General features: G+C 71.0%; 18 protein-coding genes and 1 tRNA gene. 9 read left to right on the forward strand and 10 right to left on the reverse strand.

Features of this window, described 5'->3' with window-relative positions:
- Positions 1 to 65: 65 nt before the first annotated feature.
- A complete protein-coding gene (locus tag ACVFI9_RS14625; RefSeq protein ID WP_474762935.1) occupies positions 66 to 386 on the forward strand; it encodes a DUF7882 family protein in 321 nt (106 codons plus the stop codon).
- Here ACVFI9_RS14625 and ACVFI9_RS14630 read toward each other — a convergent pair.
- Positions 362 to 778 carry a MerR family DNA-binding transcriptional regulator gene (locus ACVFI9_RS14630; protein WP_474762936.1) on the reverse strand — a complete coding sequence of 139 codons (417 nt, stop codon included), beginning with the start codon at positions 776 to 778 and terminating at the stop codon, positions 362 to 364. The genes ACVFI9_RS14625 and ACVFI9_RS14630 overlap by 25 nt on opposite strands.
- Before the next feature lie 85 nt (positions 779 to 863).
- Here ACVFI9_RS14630 and ACVFI9_RS14635 point away from each other — a divergent pair, with 85 nt between their 5' ends.
- Positions 864 to 2,021 (forward strand): MFS transporter, encoded by a 1,158-nt coding sequence (locus ACVFI9_RS14635; RefSeq protein ID WP_474762937.1) that lies wholly within the window; start codon positions 864 to 866, stop codon positions 2,019 to 2,021.
- A 10-nt stretch (positions 2,022 to 2,031) separates the two neighbouring features.
- Here ACVFI9_RS14635 and ACVFI9_RS14640 read toward each other — a convergent pair whose 3' ends face one another.
- The 3 genes from ACVFI9_RS14640 to ACVFI9_RS14650 all read right to left on the reverse strand — a co-directional run bounded on the left by ACVFI9_RS14640 (position 2,032) and on the right by ACVFI9_RS14650 (position 3,049).
- Complete coding sequence (locus ACVFI9_RS14640) at positions 2,032 to 2,334, reverse strand: hypothetical protein (protein WP_474762938.1); 303 nt, start codon at positions 2,332 to 2,334, stop codon at positions 2,032 to 2,034.
- A 36-nt stretch (positions 2,335 to 2,370) separates the two neighbouring features.
- A tRNA-Arg gene (locus tag ACVFI9_RS14645) sits at positions 2,371 to 2,442 on the reverse strand.
- Between the two features lie 4 nt (positions 2,443 to 2,446).
- Complete coding sequence (locus ACVFI9_RS14650; protein ID WP_474762939.1) at positions 2,447 to 3,049, reverse strand: helix-turn-helix domain-containing protein; 603 nt, start codon at positions 3,047 to 3,049, stop codon at positions 2,447 to 2,449.
- Positions 3,050 to 3,227: 178 nt separating this feature from the next.
- Here ACVFI9_RS14650 and ACVFI9_RS14655 point away from each other — a divergent pair, with 178 nt between their 5' ends.
- Entirely contained in the window at positions 3,228 to 4,277 is a 1,050-nt protein-coding gene (locus ACVFI9_RS14655) for a lactonase family protein (protein ID WP_474762940.1), read from the forward strand.
- 219 nt (positions 4,278 to 4,496) lie between these two features.
- Here ACVFI9_RS14655 and ACVFI9_RS14660 read toward each other — a convergent pair whose 3' ends face one another.
- The 4 genes from ACVFI9_RS14660 to ACVFI9_RS14675 form a co-directional block, all read right to left on the reverse strand.
- A complete protein-coding gene (locus ACVFI9_RS14660; protein ID WP_474762941.1) occupies positions 4,497 to 5,396 on the reverse strand; it encodes a CHAP domain-containing protein in 900 nt (299 codons plus the stop codon).
- Between the two features lie 175 nt (positions 5,397 to 5,571).
- Positions 5,572 to 6,069, reverse strand: a complete 498-nt coding sequence (locus tag ACVFI9_RS14665; RefSeq protein ID WP_474762942.1) for an HNH endonuclease — start codon at positions 6,067 to 6,069, stop codon at positions 5,572 to 5,574.
- Between the two features lie 358 nt (positions 6,070 to 6,427).
- Positions 6,428 to 7,093 (reverse strand): C40 family peptidase, encoded by a 666-nt coding sequence (locus ACVFI9_RS14670; RefSeq protein WP_474762943.1) that lies wholly within the window; start codon positions 7,091 to 7,093, stop codon positions 6,428 to 6,430.
- Between the two features lie 377 nt (positions 7,094 to 7,470).
- Positions 7,471 to 8,181 (reverse strand): iron-dependent transcriptional repressor DtxR, encoded by a 711-nt coding sequence (locus tag ACVFI9_RS14675; RefSeq protein ID WP_474762944.1) that lies wholly within the window; start codon positions 8,179 to 8,181, stop codon positions 7,471 to 7,473.
- Positions 8,182 to 8,247: 66 nt separating this feature from the next.
- Here ACVFI9_RS14675 and serC point away from each other — a divergent pair, with 66 nt between their 5' ends.
- Together serC and ACVFI9_RS14685 are read left to right on the forward strand one after the other, a co-directional pair.
- On the forward strand, positions 8,248 to 9,363 hold the full coding sequence (serC, locus tag ACVFI9_RS14680; protein ID WP_474762945.1) for a phosphoserine transaminase: 1,116 nt from the start codon (positions 8,248 to 8,250) through the stop codon (positions 9,361 to 9,363).
- A gap of 5 nt (positions 9,364 to 9,368) precedes the next feature.
- Positions 9,369 to 9,635, forward strand: a complete 267-nt coding sequence (locus ACVFI9_RS14685; protein WP_474762946.1) for a DUF2530 domain-containing protein — start codon at positions 9,369 to 9,371, stop codon at positions 9,633 to 9,635.
- On the opposite strand, the gene ACVFI9_RS14690 is transcribed toward ACVFI9_RS14685, so the two are convergent.
- Complete coding sequence (locus tag ACVFI9_RS14690; RefSeq protein WP_474762947.1) at positions 9,611 to 10,378, reverse strand: DUF3027 domain-containing protein; 768 nt, start codon at positions 10,376 to 10,378, stop codon at positions 9,611 to 9,613. The genes ACVFI9_RS14685 and ACVFI9_RS14690 overlap by 25 nt on opposite strands.
- Complete coding sequence (locus ACVFI9_RS14695) at positions 10,371 to 10,751, reverse strand: cold-shock protein (protein WP_474762948.1); 381 nt, start codon at positions 10,749 to 10,751, stop codon at positions 10,371 to 10,373. The genes ACVFI9_RS14690 and ACVFI9_RS14695 overlap by 8 nt, the downstream gene beginning before the upstream one ends.
- A 107-nt stretch (positions 10,752 to 10,858) precedes the next feature.
- On the opposite strand from ACVFI9_RS14695, the gene ACVFI9_RS14700 reads away from it, so the two are divergent.
- The 4 genes from ACVFI9_RS14700 to ACVFI9_RS14715 all read left to right on the forward strand — a co-directional run bounded on the left by ACVFI9_RS14700 (position 10,859) and on the right by ACVFI9_RS14715 (position 15,942).
- The gene (locus ACVFI9_RS14700; RefSeq protein ID WP_474762949.1) at positions 10,859 to 11,134 is read left to right on the forward strand and encodes a hypothetical protein; all 276 of its coding nucleotides are present in this window, start codon (positions 10,859 to 10,861) and stop codon (positions 11,132 to 11,134) included.
- Between the two features lie 9 nt (positions 11,135 to 11,143).
- Positions 11,144 to 13,018, forward strand: coding sequence for a helicase-associated domain-containing protein (locus tag ACVFI9_RS14705; RefSeq protein WP_474762950.1), 1,875 nt, complete (start codon positions 11,144 to 11,146; stop codon positions 13,016 to 13,018).
- Between the two features lie 133 nt (positions 13,019 to 13,151).
- The gene (locus ACVFI9_RS14710; RefSeq protein ID WP_474762951.1) at positions 13,152 to 14,795 is read left to right on the forward strand and encodes a DNA repair helicase XPB; all 1,644 of its coding nucleotides are present in this window, start codon (positions 13,152 to 13,154) and stop codon (positions 14,793 to 14,795) included.
- Between the two features lie 118 nt (positions 14,796 to 14,913).
- Complete coding sequence (locus ACVFI9_RS14715) at positions 14,914 to 15,942, forward strand: iron ABC transporter substrate-binding protein (RefSeq protein ID WP_474762952.1); 1,029 nt, start codon at positions 14,914 to 14,916, stop codon at positions 15,940 to 15,942.
- Positions 15,943 to 15,962 lie beyond the last annotated feature (20 nt).

Genomic DNA, 15,962 nt, shown 5'->3' on the forward strand with positions numbered 1-15,962 from the left:
ATGACTCGACCCGGCCCGCACCCCTGCGGAATCCCGCCGGGCGCAGTGGAACGGAACGGCACGGCATGGGAACACTGGTCTACGACCACGACCGCGCGGCGGAATTCGACGATCGCACGCTCGCTCACCTGCAGGTGATCGTGGTCAACAAGCTCCGTCGGCAGGAGAGCTTCCCATTCACGTGGAGCGATGACGTGCGCACGGTCACGGTCTGGATCAGCCCCTACACGCCGCTCGAGTTCATCTTCCACGGCAATCGACGGCCGCGCCTCAACCGCACCTGGCTCGAGGAGCTCGCGCTCGCGGCTGGTTCGACGACCGGCCTCGTGGTCCTGCCCGAACCGCCCGAAGCGGCGTCGGTCTACGACGAGGAAGCCGCGGGCTGACCCGCGAGCACGACCTGCGCGTCGCCGAGCACCTCCGCGTGACGGGAGCGGGCGAGGAACTCGCGCACGGTGTCTCGGCTGCGGGTGAGGCATCCGATCTTGCCCTCCAGCACCTCGAGTTCCGCGGCGAGGCTCTCGGCCACGTTCCGTGAGCAGGTGCGGGCCAGCTCCTCGCCCTCGACACCCTCCATGCCGAGCAGCAGCCGGATGAGCCGCGTCGGCAGCCCCGAGGAGATGAGTCCGCGCACCTGCTCGACGTCGGCGACGACGGATTCGGGATAGTCGCGGTAGCCGTTGGGCCGGCGGTCGGAGGCCAGGAGACCCTGTTCCTCGTAGTAGCGCAACATGCGGGTGGGCACCCCGGTACGACGTGACAGCTCGCCGATGCGCATACAGCCTCCCCGACTTGACCTTCACATAGATGTGAAAGTTTAGCCTCGCAATATGTCAACGACAACCGGTACATCCTTCGCCCCCGTGGCGGTCCGCACCCCATGGCCAGCGCTCATCGTGCTCGCGTTCGCGGTGTTCGCGACCGTCACGGTGGAGATGATCCCGGCGGGACTCCTCCCCGCCCTGAGCTCCGGGTTCGAGATCCCCGCGGCGCAGGTCGGGCTGCTGGTGTCGGCTTGGTCGGCCGCCATCATCGTCTCCAGCCTGCCGGTGGTGCGCCTCGCCGCGGCCGTCGACCGGCGCACGTTCATCGTCGCTGCGCTGGCCGTGATGGCGGCTGCGAACCTCGTCACCGCACTCGCCCCGACCTTCGAGGTGGCGCTCGGGGCACGCGTCGTCGGCGCCGTCGCCCACGGCGCCTTCTGGTCGATCGTCATGGTCTACGCGACCTCGCTCGTCGAACCGCGCATCGCCGGGCGCACGGTCGCCGTGGTGAGCGCCGGCGCCTCAGGGGCGACGGTCGTGGGCATTCCGCTCGGCACGCTCATGGGCCAGGTCGCGGACTGGCGGCTCGTGTTCGGCGGCCTCGCCGCGGTGCTCGCCGCCGTCGCCGTCGTGATCCATCGACGGCTCCCGAGATCGCCGGGCGCACGACCCGCTCCCCGTGGTGAGCGCCGGCACGACCGCTCGGTGCGCGCGGTGCTCGCTGCCGCGGTCGCCTGCCTGCTCACCGCCGCGGCGAGCTTCACGCTCTTCACCTACATCGCGCCCTACCTGACGGATGTCGCGGGCCTGGCCCCTTCGTCGATCAGCCCGATCCTCCTCGTCTTCGGCGCCGCCGGCATCGCCGGCCTCGTGATCGCGGCGCTCACGGCCGACCGATGGCCAGTGGCCTCGCTCGTGGTCATGTCCGCCCTGTTCACCGCGGCCCTGGCCGCGCTCGGGCTCGCGCCGCACAGCGCCGCGGCCGTCGTGGCGGGCGTGGCGGTCTGGGGCCTCGCGATCGGCGGCCTGCCGGCGATGCTGCAGTCACGCCTTCTCGGCGTCGCGTCGCCCGCCCTACGCGCGATGGCGAGCGCCCTCATGGTCGTCTTCTTCAACGCGGGCATCGCGATCGGGGCGACGCTCGGCGGTGCGCTCGAAGCGAGCGCAGGGCTCGCGGCGGCCGCGTTCGCCGCGGCCGGGCTCGCGGCCCTCTCCACCGGCGCGGTCGTCGCCTCGCGAATGCTCGCCGGTCGATGAGCCGCTGGAGTCAGCCGAAGGCGGTGATCAGCACGATGAACGCCACGACCGTGACGACGACGAGCACGAGGCCTGCGATCGCCCAGCCGCGACCCTCGCCGCGGAGTCCCGCGATACCGGTGAACACGGCGCCGATGATCCCGATGGGAAGCAGCACGATGCCGAGGATGCGCACCCAGTTCGGCGGATCCAGGGGCGTTGCCGAGAGCGCCCAGAGCCAGCCGAACGCCGCGAGCGCGACGGCGCCGAAGACCGCGCTCAGCACCCCCATCGTCCTGGACGGGCGGCCGGCGGGTGCGGGTGACGTGCTCATCGCGCTCTCCTGCCCGCGGCGCCTGCGCCGCTGCGGTGCCCCCGGCAGGATTCGAACCTGCGCTTCCGACTTAGGAGGTCGGCACTCTATCCCCTGAGTTACGAGGGCGCCGTCAGAGTCTACTTCCTACGATTGCTCGTCTCCGTCTGGGCATGGCAATTGGGCAGAGCAGTCGGAGATTCGACAGCTCATTGTTGAGACGGTCGCCGTCGATGTGGTCGAGCTCGAGCGTCAACGGCTTCCCGTTCCACTCCGGGCCGAGCCCGCAGATGACGCAGACCTGCTGCACGCCGAGACGCGTCGTCATCCACCGTTTCGAGGACGTATTGTCGCGCGGGGTCGCCGAACGGGCGAAGCGAGCGTGCACCTGCTCGTCGGTGAGGATCGGTTTCGAGATCCGTGCGAGCCATTCCCCCGTTCTCGCCACCGGAAGCACCACGCCGAGTTCCCTGGCCATGAGGGCCGCCCGACGGTAGTTCCCGCAGTACTTCGAAGCTCCCGTACGATCGAGCACCTCTGCGACGGAGGTGGACTCGACGCACGCCGTGGTGAATTCGCTCGGATCCCAGAGACGGGCCGCCGGCCGACCGTTGGTTCGCAATCCATGGCGCTTGAGCCAGTAGCGCACCGTGGGGTGGGAGACCCCCAAGCGCTCCGCGATCGCCCGTTGGCTGAGGCCCTCATCGCAGAGCGCAGCAAGAAGGTCGCGTCCCACAAGCTGACGCTACTGAGCACCTCGGACATCGCGCACGGGCGGATTCGACAGCGCTCCCCGACCCGCTGCAGAGGCTGATCGCATGACGCTCTCGGCTCGCGATAGCGTGATGAACGGCACGACCGGCGCACGAGTTCGGCGTCGCGTGTCCGCCCGGAGGTGAGGAAGCATGGCCACCATGGAGACCACGAGATTCTGGGTGGGCGCGTCGACGCTGGGCGCTCTCGGATCGCCGGCACCGGGCATCCGGCCCCTCGACGTCGCAGCCGACGGCTCGGTCATCCTCGGCGAGCCCGTCGACGTCGGGCCGAACCCCATGTACCTCGCGATCTCGGCGGCGACGCGCGTGCTCGGCATCGCGCATGAGCTCCCCGACGGACACGTCTCGACCTGGACGCTCGACGGCGACGCGCTCACCCCGCTGGGCTCGTCGGGCGAGACGCGTTCCGGCGACCCGTGCTTCGTCGCATTCGACGAGGCCGGCTCCTGGCTCTTCGCCGCGAACTACTCGGGCGGCCGGCTCACGGCGCACCCAGTGGCTCCGGATGCCCCGAGCGACGCCGTCTTCTCGATCTCGTTCGCCGGATCGGGACCGAACCACGAGCGTCAGGCGTCGCCGCATCCGCATCAGGCCTTCGTCGACGCCTCGCGCGACCGGCTGCTCGTGCCCGACCTCGGCTCGGATCGGATCCGCGTGCTCGGGCTCCACGACCTGCCGGCCGCGCTCGTGCACGAGGACGTCGACGACATCACCGTGCACGCCGGCGCCGGCCCACGTCACCTCGTGATCACGGGCGACATCGCGATCGTCGCCAACGAGCTCGATCGCACGGCGAGCGTCATCGACCTCGTCGCCGGGCGGGAACTCGCGTGGGTGCCGGTCGACGCGACCGTCGAACCGCGCCGCATGGGCGTCTCGGCGATCCGGCTCACGCGCTCGGGCACCGTGCTCATCGGCGACCGTGACGCGGATGCGCTCGTCGCGCTCCGGTACGAACCCGACTCGCGTGCGCTCGAGCATGTCGCGTCGGTGACGACCGGCGGGCGGCATCCGCGCGATCTGCACGTCACGCACGACGAGCGCTTCGCACTGGTCGCCGACCAGGCGTCCGACTCGATCGCGGTCGTCGCGCTCGAGGACGGCGTGCCTCGCGAGGTGGTTGAGACCGCCAGCACTCCGGCGCCGGCGTGCCTCGCGCGGGTGCCCCGGGCCTCGGCTCAGTTGTAGCCGAGGATGACGATCGCCGAGGTCGTCGGAGCGGGCTCGTCGGCGAACCCGATCTCTTCGAGTCGCGCCTCGTCCAAGGGCTGCGTCATCGCGGTCACCTGCCTGTTCGTGGAATGAGGTCTCACGTTACCGGTACGCCCACGTCGGGTTCACTGGCGGTGTCGTCCAAGAAAGCCCAGCGGATTCGCCATGGTGTCGACAACGGGGCTGCGCCGGCGATCAGCCGGGCGGGTAGAGATAGAGCGCGTCACCCGCGGGAATGGTACGACGGTGATACGAGTGGTCGGAGTTCCAGTTGTACTCCTCGAGGTTCACGCTGCCGTCGGCGTTGATCGACTGCACGTAGGCGACGTGGTTGTACGGGAACCACGCGACCGCCCCGACCACGGGGGTGCTCGAGGTCGGCCACCCCTTCGAGGCCCAGGCGTCGGCCCACGCGTAGGCGCTGCCCGACGCGAGGTTGCTCCACGTCCACTTCCACGGGGCGCCGGTCACGCCGGCATCGCGGTTCAGCCGCCAGGCGACGAAGTCGACGCACTCACGGTAGTAGTAGCGGAGCGGCGACAACCCGCCGCCGTAGTCGTCGGGCACCTGGTCCCACCAGGGGTAGTCGTCGCCCTCGGCCTTGACCGTGTAGATCGCGTAGCTGCCGGAGCCGGCGCGAGAGGCGAGCTCGGCGGCCCACGCGGCCTGCTCGGCCGCTTCGGCGTCACGCGCCGCCCGTTCGAGCTCATCCCTGGTCGTGATCGAGTACGTGTCGCTCGAGACGGACGCTCCGCTCGCGAGCTCGGAGACGTCGACGTCCTGCGCCTCGGCGACCGAGAGGCTGAAGGCCCCGGATGCCCCGGAGCCGCCGCTGATCGGCATCAGCGCGTACGCCGGCAGCGCGACCGTTCCGAAGATCGCCGGCACGACGAGCACCGTGGCGAACACGCGGAGGGGGCCGTTGCGCCGCGTCGCGCGCGACGCCGCAGGGATGCTGCGCACGGCGGCGGCGACACGCGGGATGCGCACGGTGGGCCCGGCGGCTGCGGGTCGGCGGGTGCGGCCTCGACGGGTCTCGGTCGCTCGCCGCTCAGAGCGGGTCTGCTCGTGGGCGTCGTTCTCGTCACCGTGCAACAGCTCGAACCTCCGGATCCCGTCGAAGTGCCGCGCTGCAGCGCCGGAAACGGGTTGGCGTCATGTCATCCGGAGGTCGGGGTGGCTCCGGACTCGTACCACGATAGGGCACGTCCGCGCGCCTTGTCACCACCGTCGGCACGACGCGCCGTGATGACCGGACCTCGCCTCGGGCTCAGGCCGCGGTGGAGAGGAACTCGTCCCACTGCGGGAGCGGACGCTCGAACCCGCGCACCACCCAGTTGCGGCCCTGCGGCATCCGCGGCGTGAAGCGCAGCTCCCAGCCCATCTCGGCAGGGGTGTGGTCGCCCTTCGTGTTGTTGCACCGCAGGCAGCAGGCGACGAGGTTCTCCCAGGTGTCGCGCCCCCCGCGTGACCGCGGCAGCACGTGGTCGATCGTCGCCGCCGAGCGGCCGCAGTAGGCGCAGCGGTGCTCGTCGCGGCGGAGCACGCCGCGACGACTCACCGGCACCTGGTGCAGGCGTGGGGTTCGCACGTACCTCGTGAGCAGGATGACGCTCGGCCGCTGCCACGTGCCGCTCGCCGCGCACACGGGATTGCCCTCCTCGTGGAGGATCACGGTGGCCTTCTGGTTCATGACGAGCAGCAGGGCGCGCTTGAAGGAGACGACGGCGAGCGGCTCATATCCCGCGTTGAGCACGAGGGTGCGCATGGAGTGCCTTTCGATCGGGGCTGGATGGCTTCCAGCCGCGTGAACGGATCGACGACTCGAACTCACGTGCACGTGCAGGGGACGGCGTCAGGACCGCGCGCGAATCGCCCCGGAAACGAAGAACGGGCACCGTCATGAAGACAGTGCCCGTCGGCGCGTTCGCGCGGAGGATGCTCGGCTGACTACTGCGCCGCTGGTCGAAGTGCGCGCGCAAACCCGTGGAATGGGTGCTGCGCGTCTCGGCCATCGGCTTCCCTTACCGGCTCTCGGATCGTCAGAGTACAAGGCTAAAGCACGATCGGCGCACCGGAACCCTCCGGCGCGCCAATCGGGCATCGCGTCACGCGATGTTCACATGTCAGATGCGGACGATCCAGTAGTCGCTCGTCCAGATCGGCTGGACGCGCACCACCGTTCCCTCGTACGGCGCGTGCAGGATCATGCCGTTGCCGGCGTAGAACCCGATGTGCCCCGACATCACCACGAGATCGCCGGGAACGGCCTGGGACTCGCTGATCTGGGTGCCCGCCGCGCCCTGGGCCGACGACGAGTGCGGCAGGTCGATGCCGAACTGCGCGTAGACGTACTTCACGAGCCCCGAGCAGTCGAAGCCGGCGGGAGTGGCACCGCCGTAGACGTAGGGCACCCCGAGGTACTGCTGCGCCACGGAGTAGACGCTCGCGGGATCCGCCGAGCCGTAGACGGGCGAGGCGGCGAGTTCGGAGGCCGAGGGCCCCGAATAGCCCGCGGCATACGAGGCCATCTGCGCCTCGGCGGCCTGGCGCGCCGCCTCGGCGGCCGCGGCGGCTTCCTCGGCCGCCCGGATCTCGTCGCCGCTGACGGCCGCGTAGGAGTCCTTGGTGATCGGCGCCGCGATGACGTCGTCGGTGACCTCGACCGTCTGCGCCTGCGCCTTCGTGAGCGCCGTCTCGGCGGAGGTGCCGAACTGCAGGCCGCCGGTGCCGGGCGCGAAGGCGTAGGCCGGGATGGCGAGCGTGCCCACGATGCCGGCCGCAACCGTCATCACGACGACGTTCGCGAGGCCGCCACGCCGAAGGCAGCGGGTCGACGCGAGCGGCGCGCTGCGCACGGTGCTGGCGAGGTCTTCGGTGCGGACTGCCGGAGCCTTCGGGGCGGTGTTCGCCCTCGATGCGGCCCCTCGAGCGATGGTGCGGATCTGACGCCGCCGGGGGAATCGAGCCAAAACGTGTACCTCCGCCCCACGACATCGCTGCCGTCCCACCTGATGCGCACGTGGCGCGTCACGGGTTCTGAATCGAGCGGTGGGCGCCGGGGGGCGATCTCGATCCTGTTCCGCCGACCGGCTTCTTGCCGGCGGACTCGACCGACGATACGCGAGGTTCGCCCGAATGTCACATTTTCATCACGGCGCGCCCGACGCTACCTCGTTCGCGTGCGCTCCTCCGCGATGAAGAGGTGGCCGGCGACGTCGCGAGGGAGTTCGAGGCCGCCGGCGACGCCGTCGACCTCTGCGCGCACGCTGTTGCCCGTCATGGTGAAGGTCGCCTTGGCCCCTGGGATGATGCCCGCGCGCTTCAACTCGCCGAGCAGTTCGGGGTCGAACTGCACCGGTTCGCCGAGCCGTCGGACGACGCCCGTGACCGGCCCGCTCGACGTGGAGAGCGCGTCGAGCACGCGGACGACGCCGGTCATGAACGTGTCGCCCGCGGGGAGGCCGAGCTCCTCGAGACCGGGGATGGGGTTGCCGTAGGGCGACTCGCGGGGCTGCCCGAGGATCTCGATGAGCCGTCGCTCGACCTGCTCGCTCATCACATGCTCCCAGCGACATGCCTCGTCATGCACGTACTCCCAGTCGAGCCCGATCACGTCGGCGAGCAGTCGTTCGGCGAGCCGGTGCTTGCGCATGACGTGCACGGCCTTGCTGCGGCCCGACGGGGTGAGTTCGAGGTGGCGGTCGCCGGTGACGACGACGAGCCCGTCGCGCTCCATGCGGGCAACGGTCTGCGAGACCGTGGGACCGGAATGGCCCAGACGCTCGGAGATGCGAGCACGCAACGGCACGATGTTCTCCTCCTCGAGATCGAGGATCGTGCGGAGGTACATCTCCGTCGTGTCGATGAGGTCGGTCACCTGCAGCCTCCCTGTCGCAACCGTCACCAAGCCTACCGGTCGGCCCTCGCTCGGTAGACTCGACGCATGCCGAGCCTCGTGATCCCCAGCGACCTCCTGCCCGCCGACGGAAGATTCGGCTGCGGGCCGTCGAAGGTCCGGCCCGAGCAGCTCGCCCATCTCGCGGCCGAGGGCCCGAAGCTCCTCGGCACCTCCCACCGCCAGGCACCGGTGAAGAACCTGGTCGGCCGGGTGCGCGCGGGTCTCGCCGACCTGTTCGCATTGCCCGACGGGTATGAGGTCGTGCTCGGCAACGGCGGGTCGACCGCGTTCTGGGATGCCGCGGCATCCGGCCTCATCGAACGCCGCGCCCAGCTCTGCTCCTTCGGCGAGTTCGGCCAGAAGTTCGCCGTCGAAGCGGGTGCACCGTGGCTCGAGGCGCCCGACGTGCGCCGCGCCGAGCCCGGATCGCGTTCCGCCCCCGAGCCCGTCGACGGCATCGACGTCTACGCATGGCCGCACAACGAGACCTCCACCGGTGTGATGGCGCCCGTGACCCGGGTCCCGGGCGACGACGGCGCACTCACGGTCATCGACGCGACGAGCGCCGCGGGCGGCGTCGAGGTCGACCCGTCGCAGTTCGACGTCTACTACTTCGCCCCGCAGAAGAACTTCGCCTCCGACGGGGGCATCTGGTTCGCGCTCTTCTCCCCGGCCGCGATCGAACGCGTCGAGCGCCTCGCGGCCGGCGACCGCTACATCCCGGAGTTCCTCTCGCTGAAGAACGCCGTCGACAACTCGCGCCTGAACCAGACCCTGAACACCCCGGCGCTCGCGACCCTCCTGCTCATGGAGAACCAGGTCGACTGGATGAACAGCTCCGGAGGGCTCGGCTGGGCCGACGCGCGCACCCGCGAGTCCTCGTCGGTGCTCTACGACTGGGCTGCGCGCACCGAGGTCGCGACCCCGTTCGTGGCGGAGCCCGCCGACCGGTCGCAGGTGGTCGTGACGATCGACTTCGACGAGTCGACGGATGCCGCGCGCATCGCGTCGATCCTTCGCGAGAACGGCGTCGTCGACACCGAGCCGTACCGCAAGCTCGGGCGCAACCAGCTGCGCCTGGCCACCTTCACGGCCATCGAGCCCGATGACGTGCGCGCGCTCACCGCCTCCATCGACTACGTGCTCGAGCGAATGGACTGACGCCGATGCGGCTCTGGCTGAGCGAGTCCGAGCGGCGCCCCGATCCCGCGCCGGCGCGGGCCGACGCGCGCAAGGCGATGTTCGTCGGGACCGTGGCGTGGCTGGCCGCGCTCATCGTCGCGATCGTGATGCGCCCGCAGCTCATCGACGCCGGGCTGGGGTGGTTCGTCTGGGCCGCCGCGATCGGGGTGGGTATCGGGGTCGCCGGGCTCGTCGTGGTGCAGGTGATCCGTCGCCGGATCGCGCGTCAGGAGCGCGACTCCGCCGCCTGATCCGCCTCGGGTTCGCCGGCGTCCTCCGCGGTACCGGCGTCGCCGTTCTCGACGTCGCCGTTCTCGACGTCGTCGTTCTCGACGTCGTCGTTCTCGTCGTCCGCGGCGGAATCGTCGAGCGAGTCGATGTCGATGCCGTCGAACTCGTCGTCGCCCGTGTCGTGGCCGAAGGCGGCGTCGAGCTCGGCCTCGTCGTCGAGATCGGTCTCGTCCTCGTCCTCGTCCTCGTCGAGGTCGTCGTCGAAGTCGTCGCCCTCGTCCTCCTCCTCGGCGGCGTTGACCTCGACGCCGTCGGCGGCGGCCGCGGCCAGCGCCTCCTGCGCCGCCCGGTAGTCGGCGAGCCGTTCGGACCAGGGCACCCATTCCGGCGCGAGCAGCGCGCGGTCGCCGGGCATCAGCTCCGTCTCGAGCACGGTGGGCTCGGCTCCCTCGACGCGGGCGATCGTCACGCTCCAGTGCCACCCGGGATACCCCGAGAGGTCGGAGGCGAAGAGCAGCGTGAGCACGTGATCGCCCTCGACGAGGTGACCGACGACGGAACCCACGGTCTCGGGGCGCGTCACCTCGAGCAGCGCGCGGCGAGCGAGGTCGACGGCGCCGAGCAGCACCTCATCGGCCACGGGCGCGGGCGCAGGGGCATCCGTCGCCGCGATCTCGCCGGACTCGGGAGCCGGCTCGCCGGTACCGGCCGTCACCTCGACGGGTTCGGGCGTCGTGTCGACCTGCTCGGAGGGCTCAGGCATCGAGGTCGTCAGCCACCTTGCGCAGCACGGCGGCCACCGTGCGGGCCTTTGACTTGTCGGGGTAGCGACCGCGGCGCAGGTCGGCGCCGATGCCGTCGAGCACCTTGACGACGTCCTCCACGATGATGGCCATGTCATCGGCGGGCTTGCGGTTGATCTTGGCGAGGCTCACGGGAGCCTCGAGCACGCGCACCGAGAGCGCCTGGGCGCCGCGCTTGCCCTGCGCGACGCCGAACTCGAGACGCGTGCCCGCGCGCACGGTCGCACCGGCGGGAAGAGCGGATGCGTGGAGGAAGACCTCCTGGCCGTCATCGGAACTGATGAAGCCGAATCCCTTCTCCTCGTCGTAGAACTTGACCTTGCCGGTGGGCATCGTGGAACCTCGCTTGCGTCGGAAGGCGCGCGGAATCGCGTCGCGGTGCAGGCACCAGTCTAGGAGGCCGCAACCGCTCGGTCGGCCCGCTGCCCTATTCTTGACAGGTGAGCGAAACCGGCCCCATCACCGAGCACCGCGCCGAGCGCATCCTGGCGTACATGTTCGTCGGCCTGGTGGGGGTCTCGATCCTCGCGTTCCTTGCGGTCATGTTCGGCACCCTCGCAGGCGCCGCCGCCGACGACGGGTTCAGCAAGGGCGCCTGGCCCCTCGTCATCATGCTGCCGTGGTTCGGCCTGCCCCTCGCCTTCCTCCTGCTCATCGCGCTGCTGATCGCGAACGCCGTCCGACGACGACGCCAGTCCACGGCCGGATCGAGCTGACGGGGGCCGATGCTCGAGCTCGCCGCACGACTCCGGGGGCTGCCGCGAGAGGAACTCGCGTCGGCACTGCGGACGCGCGAGTTCGACACGACCGGCGCCCGCGACCTCTTCGACCTCGCTGAGGCGCTGCTCGCGCCCGACTCGATCGACCACGCGCTGAGCCGGCTCGACCGGCGGCACCTCGCGGTGCTCGTCGCCGCCTCGGGCATCGCCGACGATCACGGGTCGACCACGATCGGAGCCGTGCGCACCGAGCTCGGCCGGCTGGGAGGCTCCGAGCGACTGTCGGATGCCGCGGCCGGCCTGCTGGCCGAGCTCGCCGCGACCCTCCTGGTCGTGCCCGGCGACCCCGACCAGGAGCTCGTCCACGTGCCGACGGCGATCACGGCGCGCCTCGCGGTGCTGACCGGCCGCGACCTCCCATCCGCCGAGGAGCTCGCGGCACCGGCGCCCGCCGTGCTCGCCGCCGTCGACGATGTCGACCGGAGCCTCCTCGAACGCCGCGCCGCCGAGACCGCCTACGCGACGGTGGCTGCGACGTCGGAGCTTCTCGCAGAGCTCGGCAACCAGCCCGCGCGCGAGCTCGCGAAGGGTGGGCTCGCCCTGCCCGACTCGAAGCGGCTCGCCGAGTCGGCCGGCATCGAGCTCGACGCGCTCCCCCGGCTCTTCCACCGTGCCGACGAGGCCGGCCTCGTGGTGCGCGACGGCGCCTTCTGGCTCGAATCCGACCTCGGGGCGGCGTGGACGCAGCAGAGCGCCGCCGCGCGGTGGCGGCGGCTCGCGGAGTGCTGGCACGACCGCATCCCCGCACCGCTGCGCGACCTCGTCGCACGACGTAGCGAGACCCTGACGGCGACCGACCTCCGCGACGATGTGCGATGGTTCTACCCCGCAGGCGGCCGTTGGATCGACGAGGCGCTCGACCGGCTGGTCGACGACGCCGAGGCGCTCGGGCTCGCGGTCGCCGGCGAGCCCGTGGAGTCGGGTCGCCTGGTGCTCGGGGGCGACATCGACCGCGCGGCCCGCATGCTCGCCGCGCACTTCCCGGCGCAGGTCGACAAGGTCTACCTCCAGCACGATCTCTCGGTGGTCTCGCCGGGTCCGCTCGAGCCCGAGCTCGACTCGCGGCTGCGCGGGTTCGCCGACGTCGAGGGCCGCGACCTCGCCTCGACGTATCGCATCAGCGGGGCATCCGTGAACCGCGGACTCGCCGCCGGCGAGACGGCCGACACCATCCTCGCGTTCCTCAAGGGCCTCTCGCTCACGGGCATCCCGCAGCCGCTGGCGTACCTCGTCGGCGAGGCGGCCGCCCGGTTCGGCAGCGTGCGCGTGGCGACGGCCGACGAGCGCGACGCTCCGGCGCGGTCCGCGGTCCGCTCCGACGACGAGCAACTCGTTCGCACGCTCGCCGTCGACCAGTCCCTCGCCTCGCTCGGCCTGCGTCAGGCGGGCCCGCACCGACTCCTGTCGCGCTTCCCGGCCGACGTGGTGTTCTGGGCCCTGTCCGACGCGAAGTACCCGGTCGCCGCCGAGAACGCGAACGGCGAGATCGTGCGACTGCGTCGGCACCGTCTCGCCGCTGCTCCCCCGCCGCCGCCGAAGACGGACCCGATCGCCGCGCTCCTCGACCGCGTGCTCGCGACCGGCGACGACGGCGCCACCGAACAGGCGTGGCTGGCCAGGCAGCTCGAGGCGGCCGCTCGGGCCAAGGAGACGCTGACGGTGACCGTGCGCATGCCGGGCGGCCAGACGGCCGACTACCTCCTCGCGCCCGCGAGCGTCGCCAACGGCCGGCTCCGTGCGCGCGACCGCAAGGCCGACATCGAACGCACGCTGCCGCTGTCGGCGATCGCGGCGGTGTCGCAGGCGCCGACGAACGTGTGAGCGACCGCGGCCCCTTCGACGAGCTCAGGGACCGGTCGCTGAGCCCGTCGAAGCGAACGGACCCGCCACCGCCACGCGCACCGGGGCGTCGCCTCGGCCTCGCACCCATGAACCGGGCGTAGACTCGAACGCTATGTCAGACGGCCCCCTCATCGTGCAGAGCGACCGGACCGTGCTCCTCGAGGTGGCGCACCCGCTCGCAGAGGACGCTCGCCACGACCTCGCGGTGTTCGCCGAGCTCGAGCGCGCACCCGAGCACGTGCACACGTATCGCATCACCCGGCTCGGACTCTGGAACGCCCGCGCCGCCGGCCACGACGCCGCCGACATGCTCGGCACGCTCGAGCGCTACGCGAAGTTCCCCGTGCCGCAGACCGTGGCCGTCGACATGCGCGAGACGGTCGGCCGCTACGGCCGGCTCGTGGTCGACCGCACCGACGACGGAGACCTGCGCCTGCACTCCTCCGACATCGCGGTGCTCACCGAGGTGGCGAACGCCAAGCGCATCTCGCCCCTCCTCACCGAGCGTCTCGACGACGAGAGCTTCCTGGTGGCGCCGTGGGCGCGCGGGCAGCTGAAGCAGGAGCTCGTGAAGCTCGGCTGGCCGGCCGAGGACCTCGCCGGCTACACACCCGGAACCCCGCACGAGATCGACCTCCGGCAGAACGGCTGGCACCTTCGCGACTACCAGCAGAAGGCCGTCGACAACTTCTTCGACGGGGGCTCGGGCGTCGTCGTGCTGCCGTGCGGCGCCGGGAAGACGCTCGTGGGCGCCGGCGCGATGGCGACCGCGAAGACCACCACGCTCATACTCGTGACGAACACGGTCTCGGCGCGCCAGTGGCGCGACGAGCTCCTGAAGCGCACCTCGCTCACGGCGGAGGAGATCGGCGAGTACTCGGGTCAGGTCAAGGAGATCAAGCCCGTCACCATCGCGACCTACCAGATCCTCACCGCCAAGCGGAAGGGCGAGTACGCGCACCTCGCGCTGCTCGACGCCCTCGACTGGGGCCTCGTGGTCTACGACGAGGTGCACCTGCTGCCCGCACCCGTGTTCAAGCTGACGGCCGAGCTGCAGGCCCGACGGCGGCTCGGCCTCACCGCGACGCTCGTGCGCGAGGACGGCCGCGAGGGCGACGTGTTCTCGCTCATCGGGCCGAAGCGGTTCGACGCCCCCTGGAAGGAGATCGAGGCGCAGGGCTTCATCTCCCCCGCGGCCTGCTACGAGGTGCGCATCGACCTGCCGCAGTCGGAGCGGCTCGCGTACGCGGCATCCGCCGACGACGAGCGCTACCGGCTCGCCGCGACGGCACCCGCGAAGCTCGGCGTCGTGAAGGAACTCGTCGCCCGGCATGCGGGCGAGCGGATCCTCGTGATCGGCCAGTACCTCGACCAGATCGACGAGCTGGCAGAGGCGCTCGGCGCGCCGCAGCTCACCGGGTCGACGCCCGTCGACGAGCGCGAGCGGCTGTTCCAGGAGTTCCGCGACGGAAGGACTCCGGTGCTCGTGGTGTCGAAGGTCGCCAACTTCTCGGTCGACCTGCCCGAGGCGACCGTCGCGATCCAGGTGTCGGGCTCGTTCGGCTCGCGACAGGAGGAGGCGCAACGACTCGGCCGCCTGCTGCGGCCGAAGGAGTCGGGCCTCTCGGCGAACTTCTACACGCTCGTCGCCCGCGACACGGTCGACCAGGACTTCGCGCAGAACCGACAGCGCTTCCTCGCCGAGCAGGGCTACAGCTACACGATCCTCGACGCGCACGCCCTCGAGGCCGCCTGACCGTCGGATCGCGCCGCGTCATCGGACGTCGCCGACTTTGCGCTTGCCGCCATTCAGCTTAGGCTTACCTAAGCCGCAGTTCGCGGCAGCTCACCCGACGTTCCGGAGACCGACCTCCATGCGCTCATCCCGCCCTGCCCTCGCCCTCGGTGCGTTCGCCGCCATCGCGCTCACGCTCTCGGCGTGCACCGCGAGCCCCGATTCGGGGTCGACCGACGACGGCGCGCTCACCATCTACGCGGGGCGCAACGAGGCGCTCATCGGGCCGCTCCTCGAGCAGTTCACCGAGGACACGGGCATCGAGGTCGACGTGCGCTACGCGACGAGCCCCGAGCTCAACGCACTGCTCCTCGAGGAGGGTGAGCGCACCCCCGCCGACGTGTTCTTCTCGCAGGACGCCGGCGCACTCGGCTCGATCGCGAACGCCGGACTCACCACGCCGGTGCCCGCCGAGCTCGCCGACCTCATCCCGGCCGGCTTCACGTCCGACGACGGCAGCTGGATCGGCGTCACGGGCCGTGCGCGCGTCATCGCGTACGACGGCGAGCACCTGACGAGCGAGACCGTGCCCGACACGGTCGATGCGCTGACCGCGCCCGAGTGGAAGGGCCGGGTGGCCTTCGCGCCGGGCAACGCGAGCTTCCAGTCGTTCATCACCGCGCTGCGGGTGCTCGAGGGCGAGGAGGCGGCCGCGGAGTGGGTGGACGCGATCGCCGCGAACGACCCCATCCTCACCGACAACAACCTGGCGACCCTCGACCTGGTGAACGCGGGTCAGGCCGACATCGGGCTGATCAACCACTACTACTGGTTCGAGCGGGCGGCCGAGCTCGGCGAGGACGAGATGCGCGCGCAGCTGGAGTTCCTCCCCGGCGACCCGGGCGGCATCGTCAACGTGAGCGGCGCTGCGATCCTGAAGGGCGCCGAGGGCGACCCCGACGCCCTCGCGTTCATCGAGTACCTCGTGTCCGAGAAGGCCCAGCGCTACTTCGTCGAGGAGACCTTCGAGTACCCGCTGCTGCCCGGCATCGACGCACCCGAGGGCCTGCCCGCCCTCGACAGCCTCGTGAACCCCGAGCTCGACCTCTCCGACCTGGAGTCCCTCGAGCAGACGCAGGAGCTGCTGGCCGACGCCGGACTCCTGTAACGGTTCCGAGCCGTAGGCTG

The organism is Agromyces sp. NSFZ (genome assembly GCF_056156205.1).

What these genes read in the sequence shown, in the direction of transcription:
- ACVFI9_RS14625 (WP_474762935.1), top strand. Translation starts at nt 66, where the DNA reads ATGGGAACACTGGTCTACGACCACGACCGCGCGGCGGAATTCGACGAT.
- ACVFI9_RS14630 (WP_474762936.1), bottom strand. Translation starts at nt 778, where the DNA reads ATGCGCATCGGCGAGCTGTCACGTCGTACCGGGGTGCCCACCCGCATG.
- ACVFI9_RS14640 (WP_474762938.1), bottom strand. Translation starts at nt 2,334, where the DNA reads ATGAGCACGTCACCCGCACCCGCCGGCCGCCCGTCCAGGACGATGGGG.
- ACVFI9_RS14655 (WP_474762940.1), top strand. Translation starts at nt 3,228, where the DNA reads ATGGAGACCACGAGATTCTGGGTGGGCGCGTCGACGCTGGGCGCTCTC.
- ACVFI9_RS14665 (WP_474762942.1), bottom strand. Translation starts at nt 6,069, where the DNA reads ATGCGCACCCTCGTGCTCAACGCGGGATATGAGCCGCTCGCCGTCGTC.
- ACVFI9_RS14670 (WP_474762943.1), bottom strand. Translation starts at nt 7,093, where the DNA reads ATGACGGTTGCGGCCGGCATCGTGGGCACGCTCGCCATCCCGGCCTAC.
- serC (WP_474762945.1), top strand. Translation starts at nt 8,248, where the DNA reads ATGCCGAGCCTCGTGATCCCCAGCGACCTCCTGCCCGCCGACGGAAGA.
- ACVFI9_RS14685 (WP_474762946.1), top strand. Translation starts at nt 9,369, where the DNA reads ATGCGGCTCTGGCTGAGCGAGTCCGAGCGGCGCCCCGATCCCGCGCCG.
- ACVFI9_RS14690 (WP_474762947.1), bottom strand. Translation starts at nt 10,378, where the DNA reads ATGCCTGAGCCCTCCGAGCAGGTCGACACGACGCCCGAACCCGTCGAG.
- ACVFI9_RS14695 (WP_474762948.1), bottom strand. Translation starts at nt 10,751, where the DNA reads ATGCCCACCGGCAAGGTCAAGTTCTACGACGAGGAGAAGGGATTCGGC.
- ACVFI9_RS14705 (WP_474762950.1), top strand. Translation starts at nt 11,144, where the DNA reads ATGCTCGAGCTCGCCGCACGACTCCGGGGGCTGCCGCGAGAGGAACTC.
- ACVFI9_RS14710 (WP_474762951.1), top strand. Translation starts at nt 13,152, where the DNA reads ATGTCAGACGGCCCCCTCATCGTGCAGAGCGACCGGACCGTGCTCCTC.
- ACVFI9_RS14715 (WP_474762952.1), top strand. Translation starts at nt 14,914, where the DNA reads ATGCGCTCATCCCGCCCTGCCCTCGCCCTCGGTGCGTTCGCCGCCATC.